This is a genomic window from Acinetobacter sp. V104_13 (assembly GCF_031798995.1).
In the GTDB taxonomy this organism is placed as follows: Bacteria; Pseudomonadota; Gammaproteobacteria; order Pseudomonadales; family Moraxellaceae; genus Acinetobacter; species Acinetobacter pittii.
Genome location: NZ_JAVQNP010000027.1, coordinates 399,936 through 418,504 on the forward strand (window position 1 = coordinate 399,936; position 18,569 = coordinate 418,504).

16 protein-coding genes are annotated in these 18,569 nt (G+C 39.7%); 8 read left to right on the forward strand and 8 right to left on the reverse strand.

Going from position 1 to position 18,569, the window contains the following annotated elements:
• Positions 1-222: 222 nt before the first annotated feature.
• The 6 genes from RMB06_RS14690 to RMB06_RS14715 all read left to right on the forward strand — a co-directional run bounded on the left by RMB06_RS14690 (position 223) and on the right by RMB06_RS14715 (position 9,877).
• The gene (locus tag RMB06_RS14690; protein ID WP_014206524.1) at positions 223-1,290 is read left to right on the forward strand and encodes a type II asparaginase; all 1,068 of its coding nucleotides are present in this window, start codon (positions 223-225) and stop codon (positions 1,288-1,290) included.
• 197 nt (positions 1,291-1,487) lie between these two features.
• Positions 1,488-5,051, forward strand: coding sequence for a DNA polymerase III subunit alpha (gene dnaE / locus RMB06_RS14695; RefSeq protein ID WP_064784037.1), 3,564 nt, complete (start codon positions 1,488-1,490; stop codon positions 5,049-5,051).
• A gap of 14 nt (positions 5,052-5,065) precedes the next feature.
• Positions 5,066-5,905 (forward strand): RNA methyltransferase, encoded by an 840-nt coding sequence (locus RMB06_RS14700; protein WP_017399896.1) that lies wholly within the window; start codon positions 5,066-5,068, stop codon positions 5,903-5,905.
• Complete coding sequence (gene cysE / locus RMB06_RS14705) at positions 5,898-6,710, forward strand: serine O-acetyltransferase (RefSeq protein WP_017403186.1); 813 nt, start codon at positions 5,898-5,900, stop codon at positions 6,708-6,710. The genes RMB06_RS14700 and cysE overlap by 8 nt, the downstream gene beginning before the upstream one ends.
• 105 nt (positions 6,711-6,815) lie before the next feature.
• A complete protein-coding gene (locus RMB06_RS14710; protein ID WP_017399898.1) occupies positions 6,816-7,754 on the forward strand; it encodes an ABUW_2363 family tetratricopeptide repeat lipoprotein in 939 nt (312 codons plus the stop codon).
• 116 nt (positions 7,755-7,870) lie between these two features.
• A complete protein-coding gene (locus RMB06_RS14715; RefSeq protein WP_311080115.1) occupies positions 7,871-9,877 on the forward strand; it encodes an alpha/beta fold hydrolase in 2,007 nt (668 codons plus the stop codon).
• A 53-nt stretch (positions 9,878-9,930) separates the two neighbouring features.
• Here the strand turns inward: RMB06_RS14715 and ahpF are convergent, their stop codons facing one another.
• The 3 genes from ahpF to RMB06_RS14730 form a co-directional block, all read right to left on the reverse strand.
• Positions 9,931-11,496 carry an alkyl hydroperoxide reductase subunit F gene (gene ahpF, locus RMB06_RS14720; protein WP_311080117.1) on the reverse strand — a complete coding sequence of 522 codons (1,566 nt, stop codon included), beginning with the start codon at positions 11,494-11,496 and terminating at the stop codon, positions 9,931-9,933.
• Between the two features lie 180 nt (positions 11,497-11,676).
• Positions 11,677-12,198 carry a chromate transporter gene (locus tag RMB06_RS14725; protein ID WP_311080118.1) on the reverse strand — a complete coding sequence of 174 codons (522 nt, stop codon included), beginning with the start codon at positions 12,196-12,198 and terminating at the stop codon, positions 11,677-11,679.
• Entirely contained in the window at positions 12,198-12,758 is a 561-nt protein-coding gene (locus RMB06_RS14730) for a chromate transporter (RefSeq protein WP_017386148.1), read from the reverse strand. Before RMB06_RS14730 ends, RMB06_RS14725 begins: the two co-directional genes overlap by 1 nt.
• 101 nt (positions 12,759-12,859) lie before the next feature.
• Between RMB06_RS14730 and RMB06_RS14735 the strand changes: the two genes are divergently transcribed.
• Positions 12,860-13,762 (forward strand): LysR family transcriptional regulator, encoded by a 903-nt coding sequence (locus RMB06_RS14735; protein ID WP_057068133.1) that lies wholly within the window; start codon positions 12,860-12,862, stop codon positions 13,760-13,762.
• Positions 13,763-13,852: 90 nt separating this feature from the next.
• Here the strand turns inward: RMB06_RS14735 and arsB are convergent, their stop codons facing one another.
• The 3 genes from arsB to RMB06_RS14750 are packed head-to-tail and all read right to left on the reverse strand — an operon-like array spanning position 13,853 to position 15,705.
• Positions 13,853-14,887: an ACR3 family arsenite efflux transporter gene (gene arsB, locus RMB06_RS14740; protein ID WP_238517403.1), complete on the reverse strand. Its 1,035-nt coding sequence runs from the start codon at positions 14,885-14,887 to the stop codon at positions 13,853-13,855.
• A 10-nt stretch (positions 14,888-14,897) separates the two neighbouring features.
• On the reverse strand, positions 14,898-15,371 hold the full coding sequence (locus RMB06_RS14745) for an arsenate reductase ArsC (protein ID WP_033849751.1): 474 nt from the start codon (positions 15,369-15,371) through the stop codon (positions 14,898-14,900).
• Positions 15,372-15,375: 4 nt separating this feature from the next.
• Positions 15,376-15,705 (reverse strand): metalloregulator ArsR/SmtB family transcription factor, encoded by a 330-nt coding sequence (locus RMB06_RS14750; protein WP_033849748.1) that lies wholly within the window; start codon positions 15,703-15,705, stop codon positions 15,376-15,378.
• A gap of 84 nt (positions 15,706-15,789) precedes the next feature.
• On the opposite strand from RMB06_RS14750, the gene arsC reads away from it, so the two are divergent.
• Positions 15,790-16,218 (forward strand): arsenate reductase (glutaredoxin), encoded by a 429-nt coding sequence (gene arsC / locus RMB06_RS14755; RefSeq protein ID WP_311080121.1) that lies wholly within the window; start codon positions 15,790-15,792, stop codon positions 16,216-16,218.
• Positions 16,219-16,287: 69 nt separating this feature from the next.
• On the opposite strand, the gene RMB06_RS14760 is transcribed toward arsC, so the two are convergent.
• The gene (locus tag RMB06_RS14760) at positions 16,288-16,449 is read right to left on the reverse strand and encodes a DUF1427 family protein (RefSeq protein WP_000784879.1); all 162 of its coding nucleotides are present in this window, start codon (positions 16,447-16,449) and stop codon (positions 16,288-16,290) included.
• A gap of 57 nt (positions 16,450-16,506) precedes the next feature.
• Positions 16,507-18,381, reverse strand: coding sequence for an amidohydrolase (locus RMB06_RS14765; RefSeq protein WP_311080122.1), 1,875 nt, complete (start codon positions 18,379-18,381; stop codon positions 16,507-16,509).
• Between the last annotated feature and the right edge of the window lie 188 nt (positions 18,382-18,569).

The window sequence follows — 18,569 nt, forward strand, 5'->3', positions numbered from 1 at the left end:
GATAAATTAGAAAAACTTAATAGATTTTTTATTTTATTCATGTTATTTATTAGCGCTAAATAAAAGCAATGACTAAGCAATTGTTGATAAAACAAAATGCTATTCAAGGATGCTTCTTATTCAAACAAGTTATGAATATGTTTTACATGGTATGTATTTTGCTTAGGAAAAGCAGTCATATTCAACAAACTTTTACTTCGTCACTTCATAAGGATATTTTCGATGTTGACTAAAACTGTTAAATCTTTAGGTTTAGCGATGGGCTTATTAGCCTGCTCTCTCCCACTTTATGCAAAAAATAATGTTGTTGTAGTTGCGACTGGCGGTACTATCGCTGGTGCTGGCGCAAGCTCAGCAAATAGTGCAACTTATACTGCTGCAAAAGTTCCTGTTGATACGCTAATTAACGCAGTTCCACAAATCAAAGATTTGGCAAATGTAACTGGTATTCAAGCATTACAAATCGCTTCTGAGAGTATTACTGACAAGGAATTATTAGAAATTGCTCGTCAAGTGAATGAGCTTGTTAAAAAGCCATCTGTTAATGGTGTCGTGATTACACACGGTACAGATACTTTAGAAGAAACAGCATTTTTCTTAAATTTGGTTGTTCATACTGATAAACCAATTGTACTTGTTGGTTCAATGCGTCCTTCAACTGCTCTTTCAGCAGATGGTCCACTTAACCTTTATAGTGCAGTTGCTTTGGCAGCTTCTGATGATGCAAAAAATAAAGGCGTTATGGTTCTCATGAACGACTCTATATTTGCTGCACGTGATGTAACTAAAGGCATTAACATTCATACAAATGCTTTTGTTAGCCAATGGGGTGCTTTAGGTACATTAGTTGAAGGCAAGCCGTATTGGTTCAGACAATCTGTAAAACGTCATACCAATGCTTCAGAATTTAATATTGAAAATATTAAAGGCGATGCACTTCCAACCGTACAAATCGTTTATGGTTCAGACTCTATGCTTCCAGATGCATATGAAGCATATGCAAAAGCTGGTGCTAAAGCGATTATTAATGCTGGTACGGGTAACGGTTCTGTACCAAAATATATCGTACCAACCTTACAAAATCTTCACGACAAAAACGGTATCCAAATTATCCGTTCATCACGTGTTGCACAAGGTTTCGTATTACGTGATGCAGAACAACCTGACTCTAAATATGGTTGGGTAGCAGCACATGATTTAAACCCTCAAAAAGCGCGTCTTCTTGCAGCTTTAGCTCTTACTAAGACGAATGACACGAAAGAAATTCAGCGCATGTTCTGGCAGTACTAAGTTTTTCAACCAGCCCAAACACAAGTTTGGGTTGGTCCTATTTCTTAAAAATAAGCTCTTTTATATTAAATCTGTATAATAGATATTCAAATCATTCTTCTTAAATAATAAAATCCTTAACAGTTTGCCAAAATATTAAGCATTTCGTTTTAACTTTGCGTGCTAAACTATGCTGCAGTCGTATTAAGGATTGGTTTATGCAGTTTGTTCATCTCGGTATTTATACAGAATTTTCGATTACAGAGTCGATAGTTCGCATACCTGACTTGGTCAACGCTGCGGTTAAAGACCAAATGCCTGCGCTGGCATTAACCGATCTATCAAACCTTCATGCTGCGGTAAAATTTTATAATTCCTGTTTAAAAAAAGGGATTAAACCGCTTTTAGGTAGCACAATTCGCCTTGATGATGCCCAACATCGTGCAACTTTACTTGCAATGAGTAATGTAGGCTGGAAAAGTCTCACCGAAATCGTTTCACGCGGTTTTATTGAAGGTCAACAACTCAGTATTCCATGTGTAAAAAAAGAATGGGTACTTGAACAGCATCAAGATATTATCGTTTTACTTGGCCAACATAGTGATGTGGGTCAGATGCTTTGCTCATCTAACCCTCAAAAAGCAGCTCCGCTTTTAGAAGCATGGATCGAAAAATTTGGTAACCGTGTTTATCTGGCTTTAACACGTACCGATCGTCCCGGTGAAGAAGACTTTATTCAAGAAGCCGCTAAACTTGCGGCCCAATATAATGTAGGTGTAGTTGCGCATAATGATGTGCACTTTGTAGAAAAAGAAGATTTTGAGGCTCACGAAGCACGTGTTTGTATTGCTGATGGCTATGTATTAGCAGATGACCGTCGTCCACGCTTATATAGTCCTGAGCAACATTTTAAAACCTCCGATGAAATGATTGAGTTATTTTCAGATATCCCAAGTGCTATCGAAAATACCTATAATATTGCAAAACGCTGTAATGTTAGCTTACAACTAGGCACCTACTTTTTACCTGACTATCCAATTCCAGATGGCTTTACCATCGACACTTACTTTGAGCATTTGTCAAAAGTAGGCTTAGAAGAACGCTTAGATTATCTTTACCCTGTCGAAAAACGTGGCGAAGACTGGCCAGAAATTCGTAAGCCTTACGATGAACGAATTGATTACGAAGTCGGCATTATCCTCAAAATGGGATTCCCGGGTTACTTCCTTATCGTCATGGACTTCATCCAGTGGGCAAAAAATAATGGCGTTCCTGTAGGACCTGGTCGTGGTTCAGGTGCGGGTTCACTCGTTGCCTATAGCTTAAAAATTACTGACCTTGATCCTCTTCGTTACGATCTACTTTTCGAACGTTTCTTAAACCCAGAACGTGTTTCGATGCCCGACTTTGACGTCGACTTCTGTATTGCCGGACGTGACCGCGTTATTGATTATGTTTCCCGTACTTATGGCCGTGAAGCCGTATCACAAATTGCAACTTTCGGTACGATGGCGGCAAAAGGTGCAATTCGTGACGTTGCCCGCGTATTGGGTAAGTCTTATGGTTTAGCTGACCGTATCTCAAAAATGGTACCGACTAAACCGCTCGGTGTGGACTTAGCCACTGCTATCGAGATGGAACCTCAGCTTAAAGATATCGTTACCAATCCATCTAACCCAGATAATGATGATGCGAGTGAAATCTGGGAAATGGCTTTAAAATTGGAAGGTATCACCCGAAATACTGGTAAACATGCTGGTGGTGTCGTTATTGCACCAGGTAAGATTACCGATTTCTCGGCTGTGCTTTGTGATGAAGATGGAACTAGCCGTGTTGCTCAATATGATAAAGACGATGTAGAAGCAGCAGGTCTCGTCAAATTCGACTTCTTGGGTTTACGTAACTTAACCGTTATTGAAGACGCAATTCAAAATATTAATAAAAATCGCGATAGTAATGATCCACTCATAATTTCGCATGTTCCACTTGATGATGCTAAAGCATACTCTGTCTTTGCCGATGCAAATACAACAGCGGTATTCCAGTTTGAATCCGTCGGCATGAAACGAATGCTCAAAGAAGCACGTCCAAGTAAATTTGAAGAGATTATTGCATTCGTATCATTGTATCGCCCTGGTCCAATGGATCTTATTCCTGACTTTATTCACCGTATGCATGGTGGAGATTTTGAATATCTTCACCCACTTCTTGAAGGTGTATTAGAGCCAACTTACGGGATTATGGTTTACCAAGAACAGGTGATGCAGACAGCACAGATCTGTGCGGGTTATACGCTCGGTGGCGCGGACTTACTACGTCGTGCAATGGGTAAAAAGAAACCTGAGGAGATGGTTAAGCAACGCCAAATCTTCTTGGCAGGTGCTGCTGAAAAAGGAATTGATGAAAGTACAGCCAACCATATCTTTGACTATATGGAAAAGTTCGCAGGCTATGGTTTCAACAAATCTCACGCCGCCGCTTATGCCCTCGTTGCCTACCATACTGCATGGTTAAAAGCACATTATCCTGCTGAGTTTATGGCAGCAGTAATGTCATCGGAAATGCAGAACACTGACAGTGTTGTATTTTTAATTGATGACTGCCGAAATAATGGCCTAGAAGTTTTACCACCATCAGTCAATATGTCGACTTATCATTTCCATGCGAGCGATGATAAAACTATTGTGTATGGTTTAGGTGCAATTAAAGGCGTTGGCGAACAAGCAATGCAGTCAGTTATTGACTCTCGTCGACAATTTGGTCCTTATACAGATCTATTCGATTTTTGCCATCGTATTGATTTGAAGAAAATCAATAAGCGTACTCTTGAAGCTTTAATTCGTGCGGGTGCACTCGATTGCTTGGGAATTGAACGTGCAAGCTTAATGGCACAATTGCCTGAAGCTGTTCAAGCTGCTGAACAAGCGCGCAGTAACCGTGAAAGCGGTATTATGGATTTATTTGGTGAGGTTGAAGAAGTTCAGCGTAAGCCAGCTAAACCTGTTAAACCGTGGAGTGATGAAGTTCGTCTAAAAGGCGAAAAAGACACGCTTGGCCTATATCTCACTGGTCACCCAATTGATGTTTACCGACAAGAACTTAAAGCTTTTATTCCGGTAAAATTAAATGAAATTACGGCTACACGTCGCGGTGTTACAACAGTGTATGCAGGTTTAGTTATTGACGTCGCAAACTTCCCAAATCGCGTAGTTATTGTACTAGATGATGGTACAGCTCGTATTGAAGTAAGTTGCAACCATGAACGTTTCCAACGTTTTAAAGATATTATCCAAGTTGAGCGTGTTGTCGTCTTTGAAGGCGAAATTTATGAAAGAGAAGGCTTTGAACGTCCGATGGGCCGTTTAACTAAGGCTTTTACTTTAAATGAAATACGACAAAAACGTGCTAACAGTATTCAGATCAAATTAACAGAAGAGTTTATGCAAGCCACTTTGGCAAAAGATTTACAAAACATAATCTTGCCATTTTGCAATGTAGATATGCATCAACATATCACTTTACAACTCCTGATTGATCAACCTTATGCTCAAGCTGAGCTTCAACTTGGTCCGCAATGGAAAGTTGCTCCTCTCGATGAATTACTTGCTAAACTCAGAGATTATTTTGGTAAAGATAATATTTATATTGAATATCAAGTAAAGTCGAAAGCAGCTAAAGCAGCAGAACCTGCTCGTCCGCAAACCGTTGCTTCCCCTCCTGCGGACATGACTATGGACGATGCATTGGATTTATACCAAAGCGAAGTTTCTCAATATTCGTAATTTCTGGAAATCTTATGAGTTCGTTTGATCACAACACTGTGTCAAAACAATTAGCACAAGTGCGTATTGTCATGGTAAACACTACCTTGCCTGCCAATATTGGCAGCGCTTTACGTGCCATGAAAACAATGGGGCTAATTAAATTAGTTCTTGTTGCACCTAAAACATATCCTCACCCAGACATACAAGCGCTTGCTGCTGGTGCCCAGGATTTATTTGAACATCTTGAGATTGTCGACACCTTAGAAGATGCTATTAAAGATTGCCATTTAGTATTTGGAACAAGTGCACGCAGCCGTACTATTCCTTGGCCTCTACTTGATGTACGACCTGCAGCTAAAGAAGCCATTAAAGCCACTACTCAAGGACAACAAATTGCGATTGTTTTTGGCCGTGAAGATCGTGGTTTAACCAACGAAGAATTAGCACTGGCAAATTATCATTTAACAATTCCTGTAAATCCGGACTATGGCGTATTAAATGTTGCGCAAGCAATTCAAGTCGTATGTTACGAACTTCGCATGTCTGCTCTAGAACAACAAAACGTGGATCAAGATACAGATGAAATGCCATTAGTCCAAGGTCAAAGCATGCAATGGGATGAACCATTGGTGACTCAACAACAAATGGAAGAGTTTTATCCTCATCTAGAGAAAATGCTGACTGAAATTGAATTTTTAGATCCAGATAATCCACGTTTGTTACCTTTACGCTTGCGTCGTTTATTTGGTCGTATACAATTAGATCGTATGGAATATCATTTACTTCGCGGTATTTTTAGTCGTGTACAAGCCCTAACCAGTGGTAAATGGAAAAAAGCATTATCTGACAAGGAGGATCAACCCAATGCTTAAACAGCTGAAAGAAGATATAAAGGCTGTATTTGCGCGAGATCCTGCTGCCCGCAATACACTCGAAGTTCTCACGACCTACCCTGGCATTCATGCGATTATGATGCATCGTGTCGCACATGAGTTATGGCAAAAAGATTGTAAAGGTGCTGCTCGCCTTCTTTCTTCATTTAGTCGTTTTGCAACAGGCATTGAAATTCATCCTGGCGCTAAAATCGGTAAACGTTTTTTTATTGATCACGGTATGGGTGTTGTGATTGGTGAAACTGCTGAAATTGGTGATGATGTTACGCTTTATCATGGTGTGACCCTAGGTGGAACAACATGGAATAAAGGTAAACGCCACCCAACTTTAGAAGATGGCGTTGTTGTTGGTGCGGGTGCAAAAATTTTAGGTCCATTTACAATAGGTAAAGGCGCTAAAGTCGGTTCAAATGCTGTGGTGACTAAAGCTGTTCCTGCTGGCGTGACCGCTGTAGGGAACCCTGCTCGCTATATTTATAAAGATGCACCTGACAAGAATAAAGATGAAGAACGTCGCCGTGATTATGCGCAAAGTATTGGTTTCGCTCCATATGCGACAACTGCTGATCAGTCTGACCCTATATTAGAGGGTATGCGCGTTTTACTTGATCGTATTCAGCATAATGAAACGCGTATGAATAATTTATGCCAACGTTTATCAGAGCTAGACCCGAGCTTCAAAAAAGAAAGTCAGGATGAACAGCCTTTTAGTGATGAAGAACTGAAAATTATTGAAGAAGTTCGTCGTGAATGCGGTGCGCAAGATAAGACATCAAAAACGTAATATTCTTGATTCATAATGTAACACGCTTACCCTTGCATGTCTGTTTAGCTTTTCCTAGACTTACCTGTACCAAATCTGACTTTACTAAAATGAACGGAAGATCCTATGAATTTTAAGCCTTTGGCATATATAATCCTTGCGACCTCAAGTTTAACCGCTTGTACAATGGCACCCGTAAAAGAACAAAAAATTGAGCCTTTTGTTTTCAAGGAACCAGAGCTTACTCCTCCTTTTTATGCGCTAAACCCTTTTAACTATGATCAGCCACCGGCATTTGAAGTTGCATTAAAAGACGCTGCTGCACAGCCTGTAACCAAAATGGTCGTTAATCGTCAAGATGATCCAACCAAACAGCTTACTCTCGACGTCAATAAACTGATCGTTCCGACTGTCAATAATTCACAGCGTTCAATGAAATACGCAGTTTTAGCCGGTGAAAATGAAATTGACGTGACTACTATTGATGACTTCTTACAATTAGTGGAAGGTAAAGCACGTCATTACCCACCTCGCTTTACTGACCGTCAAGAACGTAAAGGCTTTGAAAGTAAACTTAAAGAAGTAACACAACAACTTGATACACTTGCTGCAAATCCAAATGCATCATTTGATATTTTAATTCGTGCTTTTAAAGCAAGTGTTCTTGCACGTAACCTTGATTTAGGTACTGTTCATACCACTAAATCTTTAGAATATGCTCAAAGACTTTTAAAAATTAATCCAGATGATGCGGAGACAAATTTCTGGTTCGGTTTTGGTTTATCTGAAGGTGGCGGTCAACGTGAAGCGATTCCATATTTAGACAAAGCCATTAAAGGTAATGTTCAAGAAGCATATTTAGCTGCTGCAAATAACTATATTGCAATGGAGCAAAAGAAAAACGCGATCCAGACGTTAAAGAACTATAAAGTTAAATATCCAGACGAAGCGGAAATTGCTGACCGTTTAATTCAAGAAATTGAAAAACAAGGTCGTTGGAACGTATGGCAAGTTTTAACTAACCCAGCAATGTCAGCAACTACTCCTGCTGCACCTAAAAAATAAGCTTAATTCTATAAAAAAGGGCTGTTTTGACAGCCCTTTTTTATATTTGATCATTTGAAAAACATTTTAAAATTTGTATGATCTACCTACCATTGAGCCACTATATTTTGACCATAATGTTTTCAATAAAAAGAAGCAAAACACTGTTGACGGTCATACTACTCGGTTCAATTCTGAGTGGTTGTCAGGTCGTAAATGTTAAACAGCAAGCTTTGAATGTAACGATTGCAAATGAACGTAATAGTATTCTTACCCAAGATAAACTCAGCGAAGCGAGTCTGAATGTTTTATCAATGTCTGGTCAAGAAGCTAAAGTTTGTACAGATACCCCTGAAACCTGTGTAAATCAACTCAAAAACCTTCCTCAAATTTTAGATGAACAGTTCTTATCAGCAGCAAGCGAAATGTATCTCGCAAAAGCAATGGTTTTATCAGATACATCTGACTGTAAAGTAAGTAGATTTACTAAACATAAATCTGAAGAAGAACAAAAGAATATTCTGAATAGATATGATGATTGCTTAGACCAGCAATTGAGTCTATTAGATAAAAGTATTCGCTATAGCTATGCCTATCTATTTTCCACAAAGCGTAAGCCTAACGACCGTATTTTTGATAACAGACAAGTTCAAATACGCGACTTTTATAATCAAGCCATTGCCAAAATGGTCAGTGTTTATGATTTAAGATACCCGAAAAAAAATGTGGTAGAGCCACAAATCCATATTGGTAAGAGTGTTTATTCAATAGACTTTGAATTTCATAAACAATTAACGGGTCAAAAACTAGAAAAATTAATTTCAAGTTATAACCTGAATTTTTCTGGCTTAAGAACCATTAACCGCCGCGATGGTTTTGGCTCCGAATTTGTGGCTGTTTTTCCGAGTTCAGGAAATGAAGATATTAATGAATATATCCTAGACCCACTTAAATATAATTATAAAAATGGTGTTAATCCAAATATTCATAATGCACGCTACTTAGCTGCGACTATTGTAGCTGAACCCAAACACGCGACCACTGTCGAAGAAATTATTAATAATCCAGAATTCGTGATTCGAGTTTATGACCCATATCGAACAGATAATATTAATGTAGCAGGCAAGCAATATCCGCTAGCAGCTAACTTTTCAGCTCCTTATGGCCTATGGTTAGCCGAAAACAATTTAGGAGTTGCAGCCTATTTGAGTCTGATTGATCGCGATCAGCATTTAACTATGCCGCATCTCTATATGCTTGAACCGTATAATCCGAACAAAAAAATTATCGTGTTGGTACATGGTTTAGCAAGTAGCCCCGAGGCATGGATTGCACTGACCAATGATGTTATGGGCGATACGGTTTTAAGAGACAATTACCAAGTTTGGCAGATTTTCTATTCGACCAACATGCCAATTTTGGAAAGTCGTTTTCAGATTTATGCACTACTCAAACAAGCTTTTAGTTCATTAAACCCAAGTGACCCTGCTGCGCATGATGCAGTTCTTGTTGGACATAGCATGGGAGGTATTATCAGCCGTTTACTGGTCAGTGATGGAGATATTACTAAACCTGCCTTAGAGTTAATGACGATCCGTCAGCAAAATCGCTTTAAAAAACATCCAATGGTTACTGAACGATTGCAAATGCATTCAATCAATAATTTTGATCGTGCGATCTTCTTGGCTTCTCCTCATCGCGGTACAGATTATGCGGATCGTTGGTTTACCTTGGCAGCACGTAAAATTATTCGTTTACCGGGTGCATTTTTGTCGGCTGTAGCGACTTCACTGACAACTGAAAATTTAGATGTTAAAGATTTCTTGAGTAATATTGATAATGGTTTGATTCAAAATGGACCGAGCGATCTAAGTCATCAATCTAAATTTATGGAACTCACAAAAGATATTAATCCACACCAAGGATTAGTTTTCCACTCTATTATGGGTAACATCACCAAGAGCGATGATCCAAATGTGATTACCGATGGTATTGTCCCTTATAAGAGTGCTCACTTAGAAGGTGCAAAATCTGAGAAAGTTCTTCCAGGTGGTCATTCAATCCAACTGACACCACAAGCTGTATTAGAGTTACGTCGTATTTTACGAGAGCATTTAGTCGAACACGGTTTATATAAACCATAAAAAGAAAAAGAGCCAAAGGTTATCCTTTGGCTCTTTCGTTTTGGACTTAAATTTTATTGCCCAGAACGGATGATGTAATCAAACGCTGAGAGTGATGCTTTAGCGCCTTCACCTGTAGCAATAATGATTTGCTTGTAAGGTACAGTGGTACAGTCACCTGCAGCAAACACACCTTGCACATTGGTTTCGTTGCGGTCATTCACAATGATCTCGCCACGGTTGGTTAATTCAACTTCACTGTCTTTCAAGAAGTCAGTGTTTGGCAATAAACCAATCTGTACAAAGATCCCTGCAAGCTCGACCACATGCTCTTCATCCGTCGCACGGTCTTTATATTTAAGACCAGTCACTTGTGAGCCATCACCTAACACTTCTGTACTTAAGGCATTCATAATCACCGTTGTGTTTGGCAAGCTATGCAATTTGTTTTGCAACACTTGGTCAGCACGAAGTTTGGTATCGAATTCAACCAGAGTTACATGCTCAACAATCCCTGCAAGGTCAATTGCTGCCTCAACACCTGAGTTACCGCCACCAATCACGGCAACACGTTTGCCTTTGAACAATGGACCATCACAGTGTGGGCAGTACGCGACACCACGGGTACGGTATTCTTGCTCACCCGGTACATTCATCTCTCTCCAACGTGCACCTGTTGAAAGGATCACCGTTTTCGATTCAAGTTTTGCACCGTTTTCAAGTTCAACTTCAACCAAGCCATTTGCAGTCTGGTTGGCACCCGTGATTTTGCTGACACGTTGCAGGTTCATGATATCGACATCATATTCACGAACATGGGCTTCCATCTCGGCAGCAAACTTAGGACCTTGAGTCTTTTGCACAGAGGTGAAGTTTTCAATGTCCATGGTGTCCATGACCTGACCACCGAAGCGTTCAGCCACGATACCGGTATTAATACCTTTACGTGCAGCATAGATCGCAGCTGTTGCACCCGCAGGACCACCACCAATCACCAATACATCAAAAGCATCTTTGGCATTGAGTGCTGCCGCATCTTTTTCAGCTGAGTTGGTGTCAAGTTTTCCCACAATCTCTTCAAGGGTCATACGACCTTGACCAATGTGCTCATTGTCTTGGAATACCATCGGTACTGCCATGATTTTGCGTTGCTCAACTTCGTCTTGGAAGAATGAACCGTCAATCATGGTTGCTGTGGTGTTCGGGTTGTAAATCGCGATCAGGTTAAGTGCCTGTACTACATCCGGACAGTTATGACAGCTGAGTGATACAAATACATCAAAGTTGGTTTTGAGATTTAAACCTTTAATCTGGTTAAGTAGTTCATCCGACACTTTAGGTGCATAGCCAGACACTTGTAACAGTGCCAAGATCAAAGATGTAAACTCATGGCCCATTGGCAAGCCTGCAAAGAACACACGAGGTTGTTCACCTGCTTTAGCCACCCCAAAGCTTGGACGACGTGTATTGTTGCCATCAAAACGGGCAGTCACCTTGTCAGAAAGCTCAGCGATTTCACTCACCAACTCTTTAATTTGAGCTGCTTTATCTGATTCATCTAAAGCAGCAACTAATTCGATTGGACTTTCTAGACGTTCTAAGTAAGCTTTTAATTGAGTTTTAATGTTTTGATCTAACATCTGTTTTTACTCCAATGCATCCAAATTCTTTCAATAGATGCATAGTACGTGAAAACACAGAATAGGTGAAACAGTATGTTTTTATAGATTTAATCGGTTTTTTAGATTTAATTGTTATTTACTTCAAATCAAAAAAAGCCAACCTGAACTCATCCAGCGCAGGTCGGCAAACTGGTTAAACTAGAGTAAGACCACACCAAATACAGCCCCAGCAATCAAAACATGTAAAGGATGAACCTTTTTAATTAAAGATAATAAAGTTGCAATGACTACCATAATAATGAGTAAAGTATTTATTGCCGCTGCCTCAGAAATAATCCACGCACTGGCAAGTACAGTTCCCACAGTGACAGGTTGTAAAGCAAGCTGTAAAACACGGCGCCATTTCTTATCTTTAAATTTTGACCAGCCTCTCATCACAAATACAGTAATAAGAGAGGAAGGTAAAAATTTAGCGGTAGAAGTCACGAGTAGACCTGGTAACCCTGCTACATGCCATCCCACCAGAGGTACAATCATCATGTTCGGACCAGGTGCAGCTTGAGCCATGGCGAACAATGCACTGAATTCTTGTGCCGTCATCCAGTGATGAATATCAACTACTTGGCGTTGCATCTCAGGCAAAATTGTATTCCCGCCACCAAATGCAATAAGAGACAATTGAGTAAAAATGATCGCTAAAGTAAGTAGAACTGCACCCATTACACACGTCTCCAAATAATAGCTGAATAGAATGCCAACAAAATCAGCATGGTCACAAGTAATGGAACTTTCAGAAAAGCTATACTGATAATTGCAGCGAGAACTACGCAAATCGCTAATGGATTACGTAATAATGGCTTAAGCATTTTCAAACCTGTTGCAACCAGAAGTCCAGCTGCCGCCGCCGCTAAACCTTCGAAAAGATGCTTAACCATTAAATTATCTTGGAACTGCTCATAGACATAATGTAAAAGTACAACAATTATCGTAGGTGCAAGGATCAGACCAATGAGTGAGCTCACTGCCCCACGAACACCGCGAAACTCCATGCCAATCGCAACCGATAAATTAATAATATTGCCGCCTGGTAAAAATTGACACAGACCAAGTAACTCAGTGAATTTTTCAGGGCTTAACCACTGTCTCTGCTCTACAATAACTTTACGGGCTAAAGGCAGCACGCCACCGAATCCAATTAAACCTAATGTTAAAAAACCTAAAAATAACTCTGTGCAGGTCGGGACACTCTCCTTCTGCACAGCAATCTCAACATGGTTCATTTTCGTTACTTTTCACTTTATCTGACCAAGATAGAATGATACTTTTGTGATATATCTACAAATGCTTTTATTTTCACTAACCATACCATAAAGGTATTCCTATGCTCGATTTACATAAGCTCCATGCCTTTGTTGTGGTAGTTGAAGAAAGGAATATTACGCATGCCGCAAACCGATTGTTTATTCAACAGCCGCCTCTAACGCGTTTACTTAAAAAACTCGAAGAAGAACTTGGTACACAATTACTTATTCGCCAGCCTCGAGGAATTGAACCAACTGAGGCTGGTTTAGCCTTATTTAAAGAAGCACAACTTTTATTAGAACATGCCAGACATATTCCAAAATTAGTCCAAGATGTTAGCCAAGGTAAAACTGGACAACTCAACATTGGTTTTACAAGTTCCGCAGGTTTACATCCGCTTATTTCATTAGTATTGCGCTCATATCGAGAAATATATCCAAACGTACAAACCAAACTTGAAGAAGCAGGCAGCCAAAAACAATTAGATCGATTAATCTCCGAGAAACTTGATATTGCTTTTTTAAGAGCACCGATCAGCCGTGATATTGGGTTAAAACATCACCATATATTAGATGAGCCAATGATGGTGGCATTGCCTATAGGCCATCCACTTACACAAAAAGAAAAAATTAGTTCAAATGACTTATCAAATGAAAATTTTGTTTTATACCGTCGTTCTTCAGGACAAGGTTTATATGACAATATTTTATATAGTTGCTACCAAGCAGGTTTTAGTCCACGCATTATTCAAGAAGCGCCTCGACCTACCGCTACATTAAATTTAGTCGCTGCTGGAATTGGTATAACGATTGTGCCGGCCTCAATGCATAATTTTTGGGAACATGAAATTGTATATCGCGAGTTTGATGATTCAATGAAACTAAATGCGCCTCTTTACCTGATTACTCGGGAAAATGAGAGTTCTGCCAAAGTTTCAAACTTTATTGAACTATTACAAAAACTTTTGCCCACAATGGCCTGAGTGTAAAAGCTAAACAATAAAAAGTGCCTATATAAAGGCACTTTTTTAAAGTCATTTTTAACAAAAAATACTTTAAATTTTGCTACGTTTTTAAGAGTAATACTTTTTCTTGAGCCAAAGAGAAACTGAAACGAGTGAAATTAAAACGGGAACTTCAACCAATGGTCCAATCACTGTGGTAAATGCCACAGGTGATGCCAAACCAAATGTTGCAATGGCAACCGCTAAAGCTAACTCAAAATTGTTACCAGCCGCAGTAAACGAAATAGCAGTGGTACGTGGATAGTTATTCCCCATACGTTTACTCATAAAGAAGCTAATGAAGAACATCACCACAAAGTAAATCGTGAGTGGAATCGCAATACGTAATACATCTAAAGGTAAGCTCACTACATCACCACCTTTTAGGCTAAACATCGCCACGATTGTAAAAAGTAAAGCAATTAAACTAATTGGACTAATTTTTGGTAAAAATTTAGTTTGATACCATTCCAACCCTTTCGACTTGACTAAAATCAAACGCGTCAAGAAGCCCATCAAAAATGGAATACCCAAGTACACCAAAACCGCATGTGTAATAGTCCAGAAATTCACATCAATGACTTGCCCTGCCACACCAAAATAAGGCGGCAAAAAGGTTAAGAACAACCATGCGTAGGTACTGAAAAATAAGATTTGGAAAATACTGTTAAATGCAACCAACGCTGCAACATATTGGTTATCACCACAAGCCAGACCATTCCACACCAAAACCATTGCAATACAACGTGCCAAACCAATCAAAATCAGGCCTGTCATGTATTCCGGATAACTATGCAGAAAAACAATCGCAAGAATGAACATTAAAACCGGTGCAATAATCCAGTTCTGTACCAACGATAAAGTTAAGGTTTTCTTATCTTTAAATACTTCTGGTAACGCAGCATAATCAACCTTTGCTAAAGGTGGATACATCATCAAAATTAAGCCGATTGCGATCGGAATATTAACGTTATCTACACTCATTCTGTTCAAAGAAACCGAGGCTTGAGGAAAGAACACCCCAATTGCCAAACCTAAAGCCATGGCAATAAAAATCCATAGCGTCAGGTTACGATCTAAAAAAGAAAGCTTTTGCTTAGTCATCTCGGCTCTCTTACTCAATATGAGAGATTTTATTAATCTCAGCAATCAAATGTGAACGGCTTAAGTTCGCAACATCAAGTGCAAACAATGCATCTAAACGACGGTTGATATGATCTACAGTCTCTTGGAATGCTTTAAGCTTTTCTTCTTTCGGCAAGTCTAAGTGAGATGGGTCACTTAAACCCCAATGTGCTTTGATTGCGCCACCTAAATAAAGTGGGCATGCTTCTTGTGCAGCAGAATCACATACTGTAATCACAACATCTGGTTGATACTGCTCGCAGTCATCAATAGTTTTACTCCATAGCCCATCTGTTGAAAGACCTAAGTTTTCAAGTGTTTCAATGGTTAATGGATGTACCTGTCCTGATGGTTTACTACCAGCGCTATAAGCTTTCCAACCTTTTGGTGCACGGCTGTTAAATAAAACTTCTGACAAAATGCTACGGCAACTGTTTCCAGTGCATAAAAATAAAAATTTCATGGCCTCACCCACAATAGGTAGAAATAGAAGAAAACTGTGAAGATGATTGATTCACTAAATTTTCATCTTGGTTTGCTATAGTTTTCAAAACTTCAACAGCCCAATTGGGTAAATCTGGATTGACGCTGTAATACACCCATTGCCCCTGTCGTGCATCAAGTAAAATGCCATGAGTTCTTAATAAGGCTAAGTGTCTAGAGATTTTCGGTTGGCTCAACTCAAGCTGTTCTGTTAGCTCACAAACACAAATATTTTGTTTATTTAGAACTAATTTAAGAATATTTAACCGAGTTTGGTCAGATAGACATTTAAAGAAATCGACTTGGTTGATCATATCTTCAACAGAGTATATTCGTTATTGCAAATATACGGATATCCATATATAAATGCAATATCTTAATTTGACAATAAATTTACCATGACTGAGCTAGTAAAGATTTACCATAACCCTGCTTGTGGCACATCACGCAATACCTTGGCGCTTATTCGTCATGCTGGGTTTGAGCCTATCGTTATTGAATATTTGCAAACTCCACCTAGTAAAGATGAATTAATTCAACTCATTAAGGATTCAAACCTAACTGTACGTGAAGGAATTCGTAAAAATGTTGATCCCTACAAAGATTTAGAGTTAGAACAAGATCATTGGACCGATGAGCAGTTAATTGATTTTATGGTTCAGTACCCAATTTTAATTAATCGCCCATTTGTGGTTACACCAAAAGGCACGCGACTTTGCCGCCCTTCTGAAATTGTACTGGACATTTTAGATTCACAAAACTTAGGCTATTTTGCAAAAGAAGATGGTGAAGTAATCATTGATGAACAAGGCCGTCGTATAAAGTAATTAAAGATACTTATTAATATAAAAAGCTAAATGGCATGGCACCATTTAGCTTTTTCTGAATGAAACGGATTAAAAATAGGATTTAATAAAAGGAAGCAGTTGCTCTCCTATTACCATGCCTAATAAACCGACTAATGCAACAAGAGGTGGAGCTGGTGACTTAACATTTAAAACATAATATAAGACACCAACAAGCAACCCTACAGCCAAAGATAACAAGTACATTTTCATCGTACATACCTTAGAGAATTAAGCCATTTAATGAAGCAGGTTCCCATACTGTTTTATTTAAAATGCAAAACACGAGCACCCAAGTGCGCCCCAGAAAGATTTTTTGTCCTTATCATTTACAGGAACATCAAACATCCAAGCATGGCTGTGTCCATGCATTCCACAGCTGCTAGCACATGCACACAAAGCACTTTGTGACTGTAATGATTGATTAGAAGGTGCATTACGATTTTCGGATAAACGCCACTGACCACCGAAGCGCTTTACTGGTGACCATGTTGGAGATGCTGGCGGTAACGGCGGATCGTCTTGCTTAAACTCTGCCCCTGCATAGACCACTTTGCCACCTAAGACAGTGAGTACAGACTCAATCCACTGGATATCTTCTGCTTCAACTTTGAAGTAGTCATCAGACAATACCACCAGATCAGCAAGTTCCCCTGCTGTTAATGAGCCCTTAACATCTTTTTCACCAGAGAACCAAGCGGAACCTTTAGTCCAGAGTTTGAGTGCTGTCTGACGATCTAATAGATTTTTTTCCTCATACAAAGGTAATCCACCCACTGTTTTACCCGTACTCAACCAATATAAACACACCCAAGGGTTATAAGAGGCAACACGAGTCGCATCTGTCCCCGCACCCACAGGAACACCAAGTTCTAACATTTTCTTGACTGGTGGCGTTGCCTGAGCGGCTTCAGCACCATAGCGTTTTACGAAAATCTCACCTTGATATGCCATACGGTGTTGAATGGCAATACCACCACCCAACGCACCAATACGTTCGATATTACGCTCAGATACAGTTTCGGCATGGTCAATAATAAATCGTGTCGCAAATGGCTGTTTTGAATTGACGCGCTCAAATACATTCAGTAAGCGATTAATACTTTCATCATAAGTTGCATGAATACGGAATGGCCATTTCTTTTCAGCCAAGTGCTCTACAATAGCTTCGAGCTCACCTTCCATTTTTTCTGGTAAATCTGGACGTGGCTCATAGAAGTCTTCAAAGTCACCAGCCGACCACGTCAGGTTCTCACCTGCTCCATTCATTCTAAATAGCTCATCACCATCACCCGGAAATGTCATTTCTGTCCAACGGCGATAATCATCAAGCTCTTGGCCAGCCTTTTGAGCAAATAGGTTGTAAGCGATTCGCACCGTCATTTGATTTTGATCATGCAATTGCTTAATCACATCATAATCTTCAGGATAGTTTTGACCGCCACCGCCCGCATCAATTGCTGAAGTAATACCTAATCGGTTCAACTCACGCATGAAATGTCGAGTTGAATTGACTTGATCTTCAACTGGCAATTTCGGTGCTTTCCCTAAGGTCGAATACAAAATCATAGCCGATGGCGTAGCGAGCAAGAGACCTGTTGGCTCACCTTTTTCATTTCGTACAATCTTGCCGCCAGGTGGGTCAGGTGTATCTTTGTTAAAGCCTAATACATCAAGTGCAGCTCGGTTCAATAAAGCACTGGCATATAGATGTAAAACGAATACAGGAGTATCTGGTGCAGCTTTATTAATTTCTTCTAAAGTCGGTAAACGCTTTTCGGCAAACTGGAATTCCGTCCAACCGCCTACTACGCGAACCCATTGTGGGGCTGGAGTATTATCGGCTTGTTCTTTGAGTAAGCGTAATGCATCAGCAACGGATGGCACACCTTCCCAGCGCAGTTCCATATTGTAATTTAGGCCACCACGAATAATATGCAGATGACTGTCATTTAGACCCGGTATAACGCGACGACCATTTAAGTCTACGACTTTGCTTGTAGGTGTTGCGAGCTTCATAACCTCATCATTTGTGCCCGTACGTACGACTTTACCCTCTGCAATCGCAATCGCTTGTACTTCTGGATTGTGAGGATCTAGTGTTGTGATTTTACCGTTTATGAGTATGAGGTTTATTTCGGTCATTCTGAACTCCATTCTTGTGAATTATCGTTCTAAAAAATAAAGGTATAGCAACATATATATTTCATTATTCTTTTTGATTTTACACGACGGAGTCTGACCGTTTTACATCCAATAAGAGGAGTTAATTCTGTTACTTTTCTTTCGGGAAAAGTAACCAAAACCATTGCCATCTGCAAAACTCGTTCAAT